The organism is Roseofilum sp. KMC-1, assembly GCF_057802075.1.
Genome location: NZ_CM173605.1, coordinates 2,423,165 through 2,438,621 on the forward strand (window position 1 = coordinate 2,423,165; position 15,457 = coordinate 2,438,621).

A 15,457-nucleotide genomic window follows, 5' to 3' on the forward strand; every position below is an offset into this window, starting at 1 on the left:
GCCCGTAGCGCCATATGCGAAAATAGGGAAGGTGTTTAGATTCCCCGATCCATTATCGATTCTCCTGTCTCTACTATCCAATCTTTACCGCCAGATGTGGTACATCGGATCGCTGCGGCTGAGGTGATTGACTCGATCGCCGCCGTGGTTCGAGAATTAGTGGAAAATGCCCTCGATGCGGGGGCGACGCGCCTGGAAATCGAAATTTGGCCGCAACATTGGCGCGTCAGAGTAGCCGATAATGGTCAAGGAATGAATCGAGAAGATTTAATTCAAGCGGCGCGATCGCATACTACCAGTAAAATTCATGCTATCGCTGACTTAGATCGCATTACCAGTTTAGGCTTTCGCGGGGAAGCGCTCCATAGTTTAGCCCAACTTTCCCAACTGGAAATCTGGAGTCGGGGCAGTGCCGGGGAAGGATGGCGAGTACAGTATAATGCTTTGGGAGAACCGGAGATCATTGATGCGGTGGCGATCGCCCCGGGTACAATTGTAGAAGTTTCCCATTTGTTTGAAACTTGGTCATTGCGTCGTCAAGGGTTTCCCTCTCCTCCCCAACAACTGCGAGCTATTCAAACCCTGATTCAAAATATTGCCCTCTGTCATCCCAACATTGCCTGGAAAGTCAGCCAAGAGAGTCGCCCCTGGTTTACCATCAGTCCAGGAAAGAATGCCCAATCGATTTTGCCCCAACTATTGCGGGATGTAAAGGTGAATGATCTCTGCTTTCAGGAAGTTACCCTAGAGCAGGAAGGACTTAATCCAGAATTAGATACCTTAGAATTAGTCTTAGGCTTACCCGATCGCTGTCATCGCGGTAAACCTGATTGGGTTAAAATTGCTGTTAATGGGCGTTTAGTGCAATGTCCAGAACTGGAAAATATAGCGATCACCGCCATGAGTCGCACCGTCCCCAACAAACGCTACCCCGTCTGCTTTCTCCATTTACACCTCTCCCCAGAGCGCATCGACTGGAACCGTCATCCCGCTAAATCTCAAATCTATCTCCATCCCCTGAAATCTTTGCAAGATGCGGGACAGCAAGCTATTTATGATGCTCTAAAACTCAGTGATATTACTTTACCTCAAGCCGTCCACCAAGAGCGAGTCGGGCAACTGCTCAAAGCCTCAGAAAAGTCCAGTTCCTATCAAGTCGCACCCAAAACCAACGCCCCCACAGCCTTAGAACTCAAGGCAGTGGCTCAAATTCGCCAAACCTATATCGTTGCCGAGCATCCAGGGGGACTCTGGTTAGTCGAGCAACACATCGCCCATGAGCGAATTTTATACGAACAATTGTGCGATCGCTGGCAACTCGCCCCCCTCGACCCCCCTATCATCCTCAACCACCTCACCCCCAAAGAAGTCGAACAACTCATCCGTATCGGTTTAGACATAGACCCCTTTGGCGAAGGACTCTACGCCATCCGCAACGCTCCCCAACTGCTCCAACAACGAGACGACTGTGCCGAAGCTCTGCGGGAACTTGCCGCCGGAGGAGACCTAGAAACCGCTCAAGTTGCCACCGCTTGCCGCAGCGCCATCCGCAACGGTACACCCCTGAGCATACCCGAAATGCAAGATATCCTAGACCAGTGGCAAAGAACCCGCAACCCCCACACCTGCCCCCATGGTCGCCCTATATACCTCTCTCTAGAGGAAACTTCCCTCGCCCGATTTTTCCGCCGCCATTGGGTGATTGGCAAAAGTCATGGTATTCAGGAGCGTTAGGGAATAGCAGAAAGGCACTGATACAGTGGTGGAATCAAGACTCTCCTCAACTTGGTTCTTCTGAGAAAGAATATATTGAAAGTAATCGTAAGGACGGGATTGGAGTATCAACCATTAGTCTGCTCGAAATTTCAAGATTGGTTAATCGAGGTCGGTTAATTCTTCCTAAGCCTTTAGATGAGTGGTTTTCTATTGCTTTAGGTGCAGATAAAAGCTCCCTAACGTAACTTCAGTTGTGGTTAATAGAGTCGGCAGGAGAATAAGTGATATTGTGCAATTTCTCCTGCCCACCCTACGATGAAGTTGTTGGTTTAAATGCCTGCGTGACCTAAAGCCATGGCAGTAACCAGCATTCCCAGAACGAGAAAGGGTTGGGCACTGGCTTGGTATTTGACATCATTTTCTAGGGGATTTCGCAGGAAATACATATCTTGAAATGTGATTTGGGGAATTACAAAGAGGAGGAGAATGGTGGCATAGAAATTTTCATGAATGCTAATGAGATAGGCAGCAACTCCGGCTTGGAAGATATCAATCATCAATACGCAAATCCAGGCTGCTGTGCCGATGCCGAACATGACGGGGAGGGATTTTAAGCCCAGTTTGGTATCCCCTTCCACACTCTTAAAGTCGTTAACGATCGCAATCCCCAATCCCGAAAGACTGTAAAATAGGGTCAAAATGGCGATCGTCCAATTCATTTGCCCAAACAGAGCATGACCCGCCCACCAGGGAAAGGCGATATAACTTGCACCGAGGGCATAGTTACCGAGCCAACCATTTTGTTTGAGTTTCAGGGGTGGAGCCGAATAGATATAAGAAATATAGCTGCCAAAAACAGCAATCATAGTGATTACCTTCACCTCATGGCCCGCCCAAACATCCAAGCCATAAGCCAAGGCTATCCCTGCCAATAATAAGATCCAAATCTGGGCTTCTACCTGGTCTGTAGAAATGGCTCCAGAGGGAATGGGCCGATAGGGTTCATTAATGGCATCAATTTCCGCATCGTAATAATCATTCAGGGTTTGGGTATACCCCACCATCAACGGCCCTGACAGCAGCATACAAGCGCCTGCCATCAACACATTTTCCACACTCCAGGTAAAGCCTCCAGAAGAAACTGCCCCACAGAGAACCCCCCAAATTAGAGGAATCCAAGTAATGGGTTTCATCAACTGAAGGCGAATCTTCCAAATATTGGTTTCTTTGGTGTCTGCGCCCTTCATGCCTAACATTTGTCGGGTTTGGGCGCTGCTACCCCGTCGCCGTCGTCGGGACGAAGTGGGATTAGCTGCGGTATCGTCGTTACTCATAGATCCAAATATCCTACTCTCCTAAACTTCCCATAGTAATCACTAAAATGAAATCCTTAAATACCGATCTTGGAACTTAGCGCCCTTGACGGGTTGACCACTCAAGGCAGGAGGCAATAAGATATTGCGCCGTTGGTCACCGGCTTCAATGGTGATTTCTGGCCCATATTGGGTGAGTTTAACTTGTTTCTTATCAAATCCGGGTAAAAATAAACTCACGGTTTTCTGAGCCACATCAATTGTAATGGGTTTCGGGGCAAGGGTGGCTTCAGTAAAGTTGGGTAGAGAGTTTTGTAGGATTTGCCAATTTTTACTTTTTTCAAACGGAACAATACTGATTTTCAAAGGCTCAAACTGGGCAGTGGCGGTGCTGACATCGATCGCCTCATGGTCGAAGGTATCGTACAATTCTTCAAAGCTATTGGCCGTTTCTGCCGCTTGGGTATCCTGAAGCACTGATTTATTCAAAATCACGCCCCCCACAGTGACCCCGACTTGTTGGGCACTGCCCCATAAATCCATGGCTTTAGCCAGTGCTGTTTTATCCCCTGTGGTTACTAAATAGGCGGCGACCCGATGGGGATCGTTTACTGCGGCCTTGCCTTCATCGAGGGTTGAATTGGCTTCCTGGGTGGGTGCGGCAAAATTATCCTTAGACAGGTCTACATTCAAAATAGCGCTACTAATGGGCCCCAAAAAGGGCGATAGGGCTTGCCCGACATCCGAGTTCACGATCACATCCCGGAAACGACGGATATACCAGCTCATAATTTCGGGCGTTCCTAACATTCGCAGGGTTTCGCGATCGCCATCTCCATCATAAACAATCACATCATATTTTCCACTCTGGTCGTAATCTCGCAGAGCATACAAAGCCAGGGCCCCATCCATCCCCGGCAATAATCCCAACTCTTGACCAAAGACTTCTTTAAAAAACGGCTTCTGTAAATATCTTGCTTCTAGCTTCTTCACCTCTTCCCAACTGCACTCTAATAAGGCAGCGCTCCGGAGGTTCACGGCCTCCAGATTCGGTTCAATGGCCCCAGGAGTCCCCTCCACTGGCCCCAAGATCAATCCAATCACCGCAGGCGGTTCAGATAGGGCTAACAGCACCCGTTTTCCCGCGCTGGCCATTTGTTTAGCCGTGGCAATAGCTAGGGTTGTTTTACCCGTGCCACCCTTACCCAAAAATGTCAGAATCAGAGCCATGTCTGTTGTTAATCATTCATAATCACGCTGTTGTCCCAGTTTAGCGCTTTCATGGGTTCTCAGTGACCAAGGGTTAAGCCAATGGTCACTGTTTATGATCGATTGAGGGGTCTTAAACCGCCACTAGCTCTTCTTCAAAGAACCAGGTGGAAAATTGACCGTTAAACTCAACCACAAAACCGACACCCGAACCATCGACCATTTTATAGCCGGTGATTGTCCCTACAGGATTCTGCTTGATTTTGTCTACCAGATTGGCAGGGATGCGATCGATTAAACCCTTTACTTTTACCTTCTGACCAATATCCATTTATTCCATCTATATATTGATGTTCTCCAATTCCACAGTTTATAGCAATCGGGGATCGTTAGCCGAATCTTTCCCGTTCAACTGGGCTGTAAGTATAGGGTTTAGCAATGTTCACTTGGAATAAGATCCGCAGTCCTAACCGTTCAAACCAGGGCATTCCTAAACCCCATCTCATTTTCACCATGAAATAATATTCGAGCATTTCTTTACCCCAAACGACCCAACGGCCTTTGAGGGCATAGGAATTTTGACGCTCTCCTAAAGTGGGATCGGGGAGTACGGGAATGGCAACATAGACGATGCCTGTGTCTCCAAATTCGGCTAAACAGACTGATTCGAGGGTGGGACGTTGGAAGGGGCCAGAAATGGCTCCACTGGCGACAGCAATATTATGGGCGACAGCTACGGCCATGGCTTCGGTCATGGCTCCACTTTTGGGTAAGCCGATGGGAATTTCGGTTTTATCGGGTTGGTCGAGAGCAACGGCTACGCCTAGAGCGTAGACGGAGGGAAAGTCCCGATGCTGATAGGTGGGGTTGACGGGAATGAAGCCTTTGGCGTTGGCAATCTCTGGGAGGTTTTGCAGGAATGTGGCTCCCCGGAAGGCGGGTAATATCATGGAGTAGCTGAAGGGGAGTTGTTCGCCGGTTTTGAGGGTAACGGTGTCTGGGCTGATGTGGGTAATTTCTGCATTGATGATGGTTTGAATGCCCCGTTCTTCGAGCAGTTCGGTGGTGTATTTTTGGGAGTTTTTGACATCGCTGACACCGAGGTGGCCGATGTAGGGTTCTGGGGTGACATAGGTGAGGGTGACTCGATCTCGTAATCCTCGACGGCGTAATTCCCAGTCTGCCATGAGCAGGAATTCGTAGGCGGGGCCAAAACAGCCTGCTCCGGGGGCTGCTCCGACGACGAGGGGGCCGGGGTTTTCTAGGTATTTTAACCAGGCTTCCCGTGCATGAATGGCGTGGTCGGAGGTACAAACGGATTGGGTGTAGCCGCCATGGGGGCCGAGTCCGGGGATTGCGTCAAAGGCGAAGGAGGCTCCGGTGGCGATCGCTACATAATCATAATTGACGGTTTCTCCCCCTTCTACGGTAATGGTTTGGGTATGGGGGTTGAGACCGGTGACTTTGTGGTTCACCCAGTCAATTCCTAAGCGTTTGAGGTGGGGTTCGAGATCGATTTGTAGGGAGTCGAGGGAGGCCATGTCTAAAGCGACTCGGATTAATCCAGGAATAAAGGTGAAGTGGGAGTGATCGCTAATGAGGGTGATGCGATCGCTCTTGGGCAGTAGGCTGCGTAATTCATGGACTGCTGGTAGTCCGCCTAAACCGGCCCCAATTACTACAACGTTTGTCATTGTTTTTTCTCCAAAGCGTGCTTGTGTACCGATCGGTCTCCTCATGGGAGGCGATCTCAATCTGAAAAATTTTCTATTAATATAACTATACAGTAATTTAATGAGAATGACAAATTTTTCTAATAATTACTCCCCTATGTTGGCTAAGATCTTGAAGAGTCCAAGCTTAAAAGCGACTAAAGCCTTTGGTCGAGAAACTGTACAGACTAGGGAACAAGAAGAATTTGACAACTAAATAGTTATGTTGTATTGTTAAGACAACAGGGGTAACTGAGCGAACTGCCCCGATCGGTGAAACAGAAGATTGAGGACTATGAATTATCACTTTAGTATTGTTTTAAATACGACGATGGAAGAGGCGATCGCCCAAGTCACCGATGCACTAAAACAGGAAGGATTTGGGATCTTAACGGAAATCAATGTGCAAAATTCCTTTGCCAAACATGGTATTGATTTTCATGCCTATCGCATTCTTGGTGCATGTCATCCCCAGCTTGCCTATCGTGCCCTACAAGCGGATGACAAAGCAGGAACCCTCTTTCCTTGCAATGTTGTGGTGCAAGAGAGGGGGGAAGGAGCTGTTGAAGTTTCTGCGGTAAACCCCTTGGGGATGCTCAAAGCAGTTGAAAACCCAGAGGTTCAAGCCATGGCAGCAGACGCAAGTCAGAAGATGCAAGCGGTCATTGACCATCTGAAAACGCCAGCATTAACCGCATAGTAGGTTATTAAGGGAGTTGCTCTCTAATGCTAATTTTTCCTCCAATTTAGGTCATCTTCTCCCCAATTCATCAGAGAGTAATTGGGGAGAATTCTTGTTGAATTACTCTAATTTTGATTGAATCAATTATGTGGAAAGTCTTATCTTGGTTACAAAAAAACTTAACCTGGTCAATCCCTATTTTTATGATTTTAGGGGTTGTCTTGGGTATCGTCACGAATCCCTCATGGCTGAAGACCTTGGTTGTTCCTCTCACCTTCTTAATGGTCTATCCCATGATGATCAATTTACAGATGAAGAAAGTGCTATCGGGAGGGGATTATAAGGTTCAAATAGTAACTCAATTAATCAATTTTGCGATCATTCCTTTTTTTGCCTTTGGCGTAGGAAAACTATTCTTTAACGATCAACCTCTGATCTTCTTAGGATTACTCCTGACTTCCCTATTGCCTACCAGTGGTATGACGATTTCCTGGACGGGCTTTGCTAAAGGGAATATCAATGCGGCAATTAAAATGACCGTGATTGGCTTAATTGCGGGTTCTATTGCTACGCCTTTTTATGCCAAGTATCTGATGGGTACAGTGATTGAGATTCCCCTAGGCGAGACCTTTAAGCAAATTATTTTTATTGTCTTTTTGCCGATGATTTTAGGTCAGGTGACGCAATTGTTGTTGATTCGGCAAGTGGGGATGGATAAATATCAGAAAAACTTGAAAGAGAAATTTCCTGCCTTTTCTACCTTGGGGGTTTTGGGGATTGTGTTTGTAGCGATGGCTCTAAAAGCTAAAACGGTTTTAGCTAATCCGGCTATATTAGTGTCTTTGTTAGTTCCCTTAGTCATTATTTACGGCTTTAACTTTGTGTTGAGTACCTTAATCGGTAGGGCTTTCTTCGATCGCAATGATGCGATCGCCCTGGTCTATGGTACAGTGATGCGTAACCTCTCCATTGCTCTGGCGATCGCCATGACGGTTTTTGGCAAAGAAGGCTCAGAAATTGCCCTGATTATTACCATGGCTTACATTATTCAAGTACAAGCGGCTGCATGGTACGTTAAGCTTACTGACCGCATTTTTGGTAAACTGCCCACTTCAGAAGCGGTTTAAACCCTGATAAAAAACCCTGAGATTAGGGGTGTTACCGTGGCGGTTAACACCCCATTTTTGCGATCGCCTGTTAAACCTCGATGAATGAATTGGAGAATTATCAGGCGATCGCCCCTTCAGAACTGTGGCAATTCGCGAATGTCAGGTGAAGGATCTGATACAATGGATATCAGGATATTCATTTATTTCGATATAACCCCCAAAAAGGATATGTGTATATCTTGGCAGGTGAAACTTTAGAAATTATAGTCACTGGCAATGGAGAGTGGAGGTTTATTAATGAAATCGAAATTTGATGAAATGTCGATTAAAGAGTTAAGATCCTATGTTTTAGAGCATCGTGACGATATGGAGGCATTAGAGGCTTTAGTAAGTCGTCGCAGTCCTGACTCGGAAGCGACTTGGTATCCTGCACCTTTAACACCGGAAACGATTAAAATTACAGAACAAGCGATTCAACAACGCATCCAAGAAGTTGATAATCAAAAGAAGTGATTTTAGGACAATTGCCCGATCGCATTCGTGAAGCTCTAGTCGCTCGCGCAGTTGAAATAGAGTATCCAGTCGAAGCAGTCGTGGAAATGGCGATAAAACTCCGTTTCGCTTCGCGATCGCCAGTTTCCTCGATAGTGAAGCATTAGGCTTTGCAGACTGTAAACCAGGACGCGGGCAATAATAAAGCTGGTTCAGATTTCCAATTAACCAGATTTGATATCATTCATTTTTGGCAGTCTAAAAAACCAGATCTTTCAGCCAACTTAAAATACTCACACCAAAAAAAATAATCCCGACAGAAACTGTCCCCGCAAATAAAGACAATCCTAACCCCGCCAAACTAATAAATCCATCATCCTCAGATAAGCCAAATCCAATCACCCAAATTCCCATCGCTGGTAAAGTATTCGTTCCCGGAATCGGAATCATCATTGAAATCGACATCAGGGCGATCGCCACCCCTAACAGCACTCGACCCGGTAAACTCGTACACACCCCACTTAAGCGAGGTTTCGTTAACCCCTCAATCCTCTGAAGCCAGGGAATCCCCGCATCTAGAATCCCCTGAACCTTATCGAGGGAGATTTTCGTCTGCAAAACTCGTTTGGGAAACCAAGGCTGCTTCGCACCCCAAATCAGCTGCACTGCCAGTAAAAACATCACAATCCCAAAGGGAGTAGAATACCCTGGCGCGGGGAGGGGTAAGGCAGAAGGAAAAGACAAGAGAACAAACAAAAAACCAAAAATACGCTCTCCTGCCAGTTCCAGCATTTCTGCTAAAGTCACCTCAGAAGAGCGGTTTTCTTGCCAAAAATAACGTTTGAGTTCTACCGAAAGTTTAGGCATAAATGGAGAAAAGGGTAGGGGAATGGGGGAATGGGGGAATGGGGGAATGGGGGGTTTAACAAAATCCTCCCTCTCCCTGTCCCCCTAACGATTTAAGTTCCGACTGTCCAGCTATTCATGTATTCCACTTGCTCTGCGGTGAGAGTATCAATAGTGATACCCATAGCTTGCAACTTCAGGCGAGCAATTTCATGGTCAATTTCCTGGGGAATCGAATGCATACCCGGTTCGAGTTTACCGTGATTTTTCACCAGATATTCACAAGCCATGGCTTGGTTAGCAAAACTCATATCCATTACCGCGCTGGGGTGTCCTTCAGCAGCAGCCAAGTTAATTAAACGACCTTCACCGAGAACAACCACAGATTTACCACTCGACAGAACATATTGTTGAGTGAAGGGGCGCACATCCTTAACTTCTGTAGCCATTTCAGCCAGGGTTTTCAGGTCAATTTCAATATCAAAGTGACCGGAGTTACAAACCATGGCTCCGTCTTTCATCACTTCAAAATGCTCTTTGCGGATCACATGCTTATTCCCGGTTACGGTAATAAACAGATCCGCTTGGGGAGCAGCTTCTGCCATAGGCATTACCCGGAACCCATCCATGATAGCTTCGATACCACGTACAGAGTCTACTTCAGTAACAATTACATTTGCCCCGAGACCCCGTGCCCGCAGCGCTGCACCTTTACCGCACCAGCCGTAACCGACGACAACCACATTTTTACCGGCTAACAGGACATTGGTAGCACGAATGATACCATCGAGGGTAGATTGACCGGTTCCGTAGCGATTATCGAAGAAGTGCTTGGTGTCCGCATCATTGACATTCATCGCGGGGAAGGTGAGAACCCCATCTTTGAACATAGCTTTTAAGCGCACAATACCGGTAGTGGTTTCTTCTGTTGTGCCGATAATTTCGGGAACTTGTTCTTGACGTTCCTTGACCAATTCAGCGACGACATCACTACCATCATCGATGATAATTTGGGGATGGTGATCTAGGGCGACTTGTACATGGCGTTTGTAGGTTTCGGTGTCTTCCCCTTTCTTGGCATAAACCCGAATGCCATAATCTTTGACTAAGCAAGCGGCTACATCATCTTGGGTAGAGAGGGGGTTACTTGCAATTAAAATTGCGTCTGCACCTGCTGCTTGAAGGGCGATCGCCAAGTGCGCCGTTTCTGTAGTAACGTGACAGCAGGCAACTAGCCGAATTCCGTCTAAGGGTTTTTCTTGAGCAAACCGTTCCCGAATTTGCTTGAGAACTGGCATTTCCCGTCCTGCCCACTCGATGCGCTGTTTGCCTAGAGGAGCTAAGGAAATGTCTTTGATGTCGTAATTGAGCTTTTCGGCTATTGCAGTCATAAGATCTACTGAAAATAAATGGTTCACAAGTGTTAGGTGGGCATCATTAACCTGAGACTGATAGCAAGCCTAAACCAGCATACAGTTGTGGGTCTGAGTGATTACCACCCCTACCTCGACTGACCTATCAAGATGAGGTCTTGCTCAGGATTGCGATCTGGCGCGGATTGTATTCAGGATGACATAAGTACAAGGCGCAAGTTTTCCCATAGAATAGTTTATCATCTCGATTGACCAGCCAGGGATTTTTTTGGGGCTGTCTAGTGCTTCAGTTTAGCCTTTGTCTTTCCCGGATCGGGCAAATGGATGTTTTCAGTAGATGGCAAAAAGCCTTAAACCCAGAAATTCAGAGTTCGTAGCCATCACCAGGGCTTTACTTTATCGCTGCCCCTCACACTTCCGGATTAATCATCAGCGATCCGTATAGGGAAACGACATCAAACCCTGCCAACGGATTAGGAACAACAATGAACTCAACCCCGACTCAACCCTTCTCCACCTGGATTCAACAGTGCTGGGTTCATTATCTCTTAGATTATCCAGAAGAACTAGCTCAACATATTCCTCAATTACCGGGTTTATATGGTTTAGTTGCCGAAAGCCCGGATGGTGAAAACTGGATTTTACTCCATATTGGCCAAACTCAAACCAATTTGCGGGAATCTTGGGGTTATTACCGTCAGTTACCCATGGTGAAAATTCTGCATCAGTTATCTCTAAAAGTCAGTTTCGCCGTCTTTGCTCTGCCTATCCCAGCTCTCCCAGGATTATCTTTAGAATACTTACCCGATTGGGAAAAAGCCTTAATCGAAGCTTTAGAACCCATGCTCACTAAAACACCAGCCGCTCTACAAATTACGGTAAAGTAAGTGAGGATAAAAAGGTTTGAGGAAGTTAAGGTCTAGATCATGCAAGTTTCCCAGTTGTATATTTACCCGATCAAATCTTGTGGGGCGATCGCCTGTCAAAAAGCGACAGTCGCTGCCAATGGGTTAGCTGGCGATCGCCAACTCATGCTCGTCAATGCTCAAGGTCAATTTATGACCCAACGAGACTATCCGCAAATGGCGCAAATACGGGTAAAAATCGACTCAGAGACCCTAACCCTAGAACATGAAAAATTTGACCCTTTCCTGCTTCAACCCACCTTAGAAGGAGAACTACACCCCGTTAAAGTCTGGCACACCCAAACCCTAGCCATCGATCAAGGAGAACCTGCCGCCCAATGGTTTCAAACCGTCCTCCAACTCGATCGCCCCTGTCGTCTCGTCCATCAGTCTCCCCATCATCCCCGTCCCGTTCATCCTCAGTATGCCACCAGCCCCAAAGATACTGTCAGCTTTGCCGATGGCTATCCCATCCTCCTCACCAATACCGCATCCTTAGCAGACCTCAACCGCCGACTCCGGGAAACCTATCCTCAAAATCCCCCTCAGTTTCCCATGAATCGCTTCCGCCCCAATATTGTCATCGAAACCAACCAACCTTTTATAGAAGATAACTGGAAAACCCTCACCATCGGCCCAGTAGAACTACAACTGGTCAAACCCTGCTCGCGCTGTATCGTCACCACCACCGATCAAACTACCGGAGAGCGCAACCCCCAACACGAACCCCTCAAAACCCTCTCCAGCTTCCGCCAACAACCCGGAGGTCTCATGTTTGGTTACAACATCATTCCCCAAACCCTAGGTCAGATCCAAGTCGGCGATCGAATTACCCTTAAAAATTAAATCACCCTTCTTCCCCCTCTTCCCATTCCTACCTCCCCCTAGACGGAAACCTAAATCTTGAGTTATCATAGAGAATTGTGAGTTTTTAAGAAGTAGAAGCCCATGCACGCTCAAGAAATCATCCGCTCCATAGAAGCAGAGCAAATGAAACCGGAGCTTCCCGTCATTTACGTTGGAGACACCGTAAAAGTTGGCGTAAGAATCCGTGAAGGTGGAAAAGAAAGAACCCAACCTTACGAAGGAGTCGTCATTGCCAAACGCAATGGTGGACTGAACGAAACCATAACTGTTCGGAAAATTTTCCAAGGCGTAGGAGTCGAACGAGTCTTTCTCCTTCACTCTCCCCGAATCTCCAGCATTACAGTAACAAGACGAGGAAAAGCTCGCCGAGCCAAGCTCTATTATTTACGCGATCGCGTCGGTAAAGCTACCCGTCTCAAACAGCGCTTCGATCGTCCCTTGGATCGGACAATCAAGACCAAATAACCCCTTCCCCTTGACACGACTTCCAATTGAGCTGTACAATCAGAGAGCTGAGGTTACTCAAAGATTAATCCGTGCGCTCTTAGTTCAGTTGGTAGAACGCAGGTCTCCAAAACCTGATGTCGGGGGTTCAAGTCCTCCAGGGCGCGTTAGCTCATCATCTTCGCCAGCGTGTCATCAGTCCCGGTTAGGGCTGCCAGAACAGCCGCAAAGGAAGTGGTGTTAAAGGTCGTAAAAATCAACACCAGTTCGTTAAACTGGAAATTAACACCAGGGTAGAGAAAGAGTCACCCATAATTCTTCTATGGGAAAAGCTCAATCCTTACCCCATCGCTCAATTAGAAGGGAGATCCAAACACCGTGGCCAAAAAAGAAACCGCGCAAGTACAAGAAAAAAGCGAAAACCCCATAGAGGTTACCCAGAAATTTCTGGAAGGAACCAAAGACGAACTGCAAAAAGTCGTTTGGCCCTCGCGCCAACAACTGATCAGTGAATCGGTTGCTGTTATGTCCATGGTAGGACTATTCGCCTTCCTCATCTTTGCAGTTGATAAACTCTTTATTTGGACAGCCAGTCAGGTATTTTGATCATGGTATCAGAGGAGTCTTTCGAGTCAAACCCCAAAGAAACAGACCTTGAAGAAACCGAAAACAAACGGGCGGAAAAGCCTAGATGGTATGCCGTGCAGGTTGCTTCTGGTTGTGAAAAGCGAGTAAAAAACAACCTTGAACAACGCAAGCAAACCCTCAACGTAGCCAACCGCATTCTGGAAGTTAAAATTCCCGAAAAATCCACGGTTCAATTCCGCAAAGGAGGGAAATCTCAACAGACCGTAGAAAAAGTCATTCCTGGGTACGTTTTGATCCATATGGTTCTAGACGATGAAACCTGGCCGGTAGTCAAAAACACCCCCAATGTGATTAACTTTGTAGGGGCAGAACAAAAGCGTCGCTACGGTCGAGGACGGGGGCATGTCAAACCCCTTCCCCTGAGTCCAACAGAAGTGGAGCGCATGTTTAAACAGACCCAGGAAGACAAAACAGTGGTCAAAATCGATATGGCCCCTGGTGACAAAATCCTGGTCTTGTCTGGGCCATTTAAAGATTTTGAAGGAGAAGTCATTGAAGTGAGTCCGGAACGGAGCAAACTCAAAGCCCTCCTCTCAATTTTTGGTCGAGACACCCCAGTTGAACTAGAGTTCAATCAAGTCGAAAAACAATAAATTCAATTAGGATGATTGCCAATGGCTAAAAAAGTGGTTGCCATGATTAAATTAGCCTTACCTGCGGGTAAAGCTAACCCCGCTCCTCCCGTTGGCCCTGCCTTGGGTCAACATGGGGTGAACATTATGATGTTCTGTAAAGAATATAATGCCAAAACGGCCGATCAACCGGGAATGGTAATTCCGGTAGAAATCTCCGTTTATGAAGACCGCAGTTTTACCTTCGTTCTCAAAACCCCTCCCGCTTCGGTTCTCATTAAAAAAGCCGCCAAAATCGAGAGAGGTTCAGCCGAACCGAACAAACAAAAAGTGGGAACGATTACCCGCGCCCAACTGCAAGAGATTGCCCAAACCAAAATGCCCGATTTGAATGCTAATGATATTGAGGCAGCCATGAATATTGTGGCCGGAACTGCCCGAAATATGGGAGTCAAAGTGGTGGACTAGAAGAAAACTTCTTCTTGTGCTATCATAAGAAAATTGTCTACTCTTAAGACAACTTTATTGAACTAAAGCGGGGGAGAAGTCAAACCTTCGTTATCCACCCCAGGAGATTCAAAAAACATGCCTAGAAAGCAATCGCGTAGACTGCAAGAGCTGTACAAAAAAGTAGAAGAGCGGCCCTATGAACCTTTAGAGGCCATCCAGTTACTCAAAGAGACAGCAACAGCCAAATTCCCAGAATCGGCAGAAGCCCATATTCGCCTAGGAATTGATCCCAAATATACTGACCAGCAATTAAGAACTACCGTAGTTTTGCCTAAAGGAACGGGTCAAACTGTCCGCGTAGCTGTCATTGCTAGGGGGGAAAAAGTTTCAGAAGCCTCCAATGGTGGAGCAGATATCTTTGGTTCTGAAGAACTGATTGATGAAATTCAAAAGGGACGGATGGACTTTGACCGCCTAATTGCTACTCCAGACATGATGCCTCAAGTGGCAAAACTGGGTCGTTTGTTGGGGCCCCGTGGCTTGATGCCTTCACCAAAAGCGGGAACAGTAACCTTTGATGTAGCCCAGGCGATTTCTGAGGTTAAAGCCGGTAAACTGGAGTTTCGAGCTGACCGTACTGGAATTGTACATATCCTTTTTGGCAAAGCTATTTTTAGTGCGGAAGATCTTTTAGATAACCTGAAAGCTATTCAAGAAACGATCGATCGCAATAAGCCTTCTGGCGCTAAAGGCCGATACTGGCGCACTGTTTATATCTGTGCCACTATGGGCCCACCCATTGAGGTCGATGTTTCCCTCTTACGAGATCTCAAACTTGCTGAGGCTGCCTAAAGTTTTCAGATTGCAGTCTGTCTAAAACTCTAAACCTCTGAATTTTTTATATCGATTCAGCCCAAGATAGCAGGTGCGTGCTGCTTAATTTCCTGCCGAGGCCCATTGAAAATGTTCTTTAATCCCCCTATAGCCCTATTCATGTGGCTTGATGGGATAGATCATTCTCGCCAACAACGCCCCGGCTCCCCCGTCGGGGCGTTGTTATTGGGCTACTTAATGCCACAGTCAGAGCATACTCTGACTCAGACCATGGAGGTAACAGAT

At 46.9% G+C, this 15,457-nt stretch carries 17 protein-coding genes, 1 tRNA gene and 2 pseudogenes; 14 read left to right on the forward strand and 6 right to left on the reverse strand.

Annotated features, from left to right (window positions below):
- Nucleotides 1-54: 54 nt before the first annotated feature.
- The gene (gene mutL, locus AC3FZD_RS11405; RefSeq protein ID WP_488740325.1) at nt 55-1,734 is read left to right on the forward strand and encodes a DNA mismatch repair endonuclease MutL; all 1,680 of its coding nucleotides are present in this window, start codon (nt 55-57) and stop codon (nt 1,732-1,734) included.
- 311 nt (nt 1,735-2,045) lie between these two features.
- Here the strand turns inward: mutL and chlG are convergent, their stop codons facing one another.
- The 4 genes from chlG to AC3FZD_RS11425 form a co-directional block, all read right to left on the reverse strand.
- Nucleotides 2,046-3,050 (reverse strand): chlorophyll synthase ChlG, encoded by a 1,005-nt coding sequence (gene chlG, locus AC3FZD_RS11410; protein ID WP_488740231.1) that lies wholly within the window; start codon nt 3,048-3,050, stop codon nt 2,046-2,048.
- A 42-nt stretch (nt 3,051-3,092) separates the two neighbouring features.
- The gene (locus tag AC3FZD_RS11415; protein WP_488740232.1) at nt 3,093-4,259 is read right to left on the reverse strand and encodes a Get3/ArsA fold putative tail anchor-mediating ATPase NosAFP; all 1,167 of its coding nucleotides are present in this window, start codon (nt 4,257-4,259) and stop codon (nt 3,093-3,095) included.
- A 112-nt stretch (nt 4,260-4,371) separates the two neighbouring features.
- A complete protein-coding gene (gene petP / locus AC3FZD_RS11420) occupies nt 4,372-4,569 on the reverse strand; it encodes a cytochrome b6f subunit PetP (protein ID WP_488740233.1) in 198 nt (65 codons plus the stop codon).
- A gap of 58 nt (nt 4,570-4,627) precedes the next feature.
- Nucleotides 4,628-5,932, reverse strand: coding sequence for an NAD(P)/FAD-dependent oxidoreductase (locus AC3FZD_RS11425; RefSeq protein ID WP_488740234.1), 1,305 nt, complete (start codon nt 5,930-5,932; stop codon nt 4,628-4,630).
- A gap of 313 nt (nt 5,933-6,245) precedes the next feature.
- Between AC3FZD_RS11425 and AC3FZD_RS11430 the strand changes: the two genes are divergently transcribed.
- From AC3FZD_RS11430 to AC3FZD_RS11450, 5 genes and pseudogenes are all read left to right on the forward strand, one after another.
- A complete protein-coding gene (locus tag AC3FZD_RS11430; RefSeq protein ID WP_488740235.1) occupies nt 6,246-6,650 on the forward strand; it encodes a DUF302 domain-containing protein in 405 nt (134 codons plus the stop codon).
- Between the two features lie 128 nt (nt 6,651-6,778).
- Complete coding sequence (locus tag AC3FZD_RS11435) at nt 6,779-7,759, forward strand: arsenic resistance protein (protein ID WP_488740236.1); 981 nt, start codon at nt 6,779-6,781, stop codon at nt 7,757-7,759.
- Between the two features lie 173 nt (nt 7,760-7,932).
- A pseudogene (locus AC3FZD_RS11440) lies at nt 7,933-8,055 on the forward strand (DUF6888 family protein); the annotation flags it as partial.
- Nucleotides 8,039-8,254, forward strand: a complete 216-nt coding sequence (locus AC3FZD_RS11445; protein WP_488740237.1) for a DUF6887 family protein — start codon at nt 8,039-8,041, stop codon at nt 8,252-8,254. The pseudogene AC3FZD_RS11440 and the gene AC3FZD_RS11445, both read left to right, overlap by 17 nt.
- Nucleotides 8,251-8,435, forward strand: a pseudogene (locus AC3FZD_RS11450) (hypothetical protein). Before AC3FZD_RS11445 ends, AC3FZD_RS11450 begins: the two are co-directional and overlap by 4 nt.
- Before the next feature lie 56 nt (nt 8,436-8,491).
- Here AC3FZD_RS11450 and AC3FZD_RS11455 read toward each other — a convergent pair.
- Both AC3FZD_RS11455 and ahcY read right to left on the reverse strand, forming a co-directional pair.
- Nucleotides 8,492-9,100: an exopolysaccharide biosynthesis protein gene (locus AC3FZD_RS11455; protein WP_488740238.1), complete on the reverse strand. Its 609-nt coding sequence runs from the start codon at nt 9,098-9,100 to the stop codon at nt 8,492-8,494.
- A gap of 92 nt (nt 9,101-9,192) precedes the next feature.
- On the reverse strand, nt 9,193-10,470 hold the full coding sequence (ahcY, locus tag AC3FZD_RS11460) for an adenosylhomocysteinase (protein WP_488740239.1): 1,278 nt from the start codon (nt 10,468-10,470) through the stop codon (nt 9,193-9,195).
- A 467-nt stretch (nt 10,471-10,937) separates the two neighbouring features.
- Between ahcY and AC3FZD_RS11465 the strand changes: the two genes are divergently transcribed.
- From AC3FZD_RS11465 to rplA, 8 genes are all read left to right on the forward strand, one after another.
- A complete protein-coding gene (locus AC3FZD_RS11465; RefSeq protein WP_488740240.1) occupies nt 10,938-11,339 on the forward strand; it encodes a hypothetical protein in 402 nt (133 codons plus the stop codon).
- Between the two features lie 39 nt (nt 11,340-11,378).
- A complete protein-coding gene (locus AC3FZD_RS11470; protein ID WP_488740241.1) occupies nt 11,379-12,203 on the forward strand; it encodes an MOSC domain-containing protein in 825 nt (274 codons plus the stop codon).
- 102 nt (nt 12,204-12,305) lie between these two features.
- The gene (gene rplS / locus AC3FZD_RS11475) at nt 12,306-12,689 is read left to right on the forward strand and encodes a 50S ribosomal protein L19 (protein ID WP_488740242.1); all 384 of its coding nucleotides are present in this window, start codon (nt 12,306-12,308) and stop codon (nt 12,687-12,689) included.
- Nucleotides 12,690-12,762: 73 nt separating this feature from the next.
- Nucleotides 12,763-12,835, forward strand: a tRNA-Trp gene (locus AC3FZD_RS11480).
- A gap of 211 nt (nt 12,836-13,046) precedes the next feature.
- Nucleotides 13,047-13,274 carry a preprotein translocase subunit SecE gene (gene secE / locus AC3FZD_RS11485; RefSeq protein ID WP_283751695.1) on the forward strand — a complete coding sequence of 76 codons (228 nt, stop codon included), beginning with the start codon at nt 13,047-13,049 and terminating at the stop codon, nt 13,272-13,274.
- Between the two features lie 2 nt (nt 13,275-13,276).
- Nucleotides 13,277-13,909, forward strand: a complete 633-nt coding sequence (gene nusG / locus AC3FZD_RS11490; RefSeq protein WP_488740243.1) for a transcription termination/antitermination protein NusG — start codon at nt 13,277-13,279, stop codon at nt 13,907-13,909.
- Nucleotides 13,910-13,930: 21 nt separating this feature from the next.
- A complete protein-coding gene (gene rplK / locus AC3FZD_RS11495) occupies nt 13,931-14,356 on the forward strand; it encodes a 50S ribosomal protein L11 (RefSeq protein WP_283751697.1) in 426 nt (141 codons plus the stop codon).
- A 117-nt stretch (nt 14,357-14,473) separates the two neighbouring features.
- On the forward strand, nt 14,474-15,190 hold the full coding sequence (gene rplA / locus AC3FZD_RS11500) for a 50S ribosomal protein L1 (RefSeq protein WP_488740244.1): 717 nt from the start codon (nt 14,474-14,476) through the stop codon (nt 15,188-15,190).
- Nucleotides 15,191-15,457 lie beyond the last annotated feature (267 nt).

Coding starts and splice junctions, on each gene's coding strand:
- chlG (WP_488740231.1), bottom strand. CDS start 3,050: ATGAGTAACGACGATACCGCAGCTAATCCCACTTCGTCCCGACGACGG.
- AC3FZD_RS11415 (WP_488740232.1), bottom strand. CDS start 4,259: ATGGCTCTGATTCTGACATTTTTGGGTAAGGGTGGCACGGGTAAAACA.
- petP (WP_488740233.1), bottom strand. CDS start 4,569: ATGGATATTGGTCAGAAGGTAAAAGTAAAGGGTTTAATCGATCGCATC.
- AC3FZD_RS11425 (WP_488740234.1), bottom strand. CDS start 5,932: ATGACAAACGTTGTAGTAATTGGGGCCGGTTTAGGCGGACTACCAGCA.
- AC3FZD_RS11430 (WP_488740235.1), top strand. CDS start 6,246: ATGAATTATCACTTTAGTATTGTTTTAAATACGACGATGGAAGAGGCG.
- AC3FZD_RS11435 (WP_488740236.1), top strand. CDS start 6,779: ATGTGGAAAGTCTTATCTTGGTTACAAAAAAACTTAACCTGGTCAATC.
- AC3FZD_RS11445 (WP_488740237.1), top strand. CDS start 8,039: ATGAAATCGAAATTTGATGAAATGTCGATTAAAGAGTTAAGATCCTAT.
- AC3FZD_RS11455 (WP_488740238.1), bottom strand. CDS start 9,100: ATGCCTAAACTTTCGGTAGAACTCAAACGTTATTTTTGGCAAGAAAAC.
- ahcY (WP_488740239.1), bottom strand. CDS start 10,470: ATGACTGCAATAGCCGAAAAGCTCAATTACGACATCAAAGACATTTCC.
- AC3FZD_RS11465 (WP_488740240.1), top strand. CDS start 10,938: ATGAACTCAACCCCGACTCAACCCTTCTCCACCTGGATTCAACAGTGC.
- AC3FZD_RS11470 (WP_488740241.1), top strand. CDS start 11,379: ATGCAAGTTTCCCAGTTGTATATTTACCCGATCAAATCTTGTGGGGCG.
- rplS (WP_488740242.1), top strand. CDS start 12,306: ATGCACGCTCAAGAAATCATCCGCTCCATAGAAGCAGAGCAAATGAAA.
- nusG (WP_488740243.1), top strand. CDS start 13,277: ATGGTATCAGAGGAGTCTTTCGAGTCAAACCCCAAAGAAACAGACCTT.
- rplK (WP_283751697.1), top strand. CDS start 13,931: ATGGCTAAAAAAGTGGTTGCCATGATTAAATTAGCCTTACCTGCGGGT.
- rplA (WP_488740244.1), top strand. CDS start 14,474: ATGCCTAGAAAGCAATCGCGTAGACTGCAAGAGCTGTACAAAAAAGTA.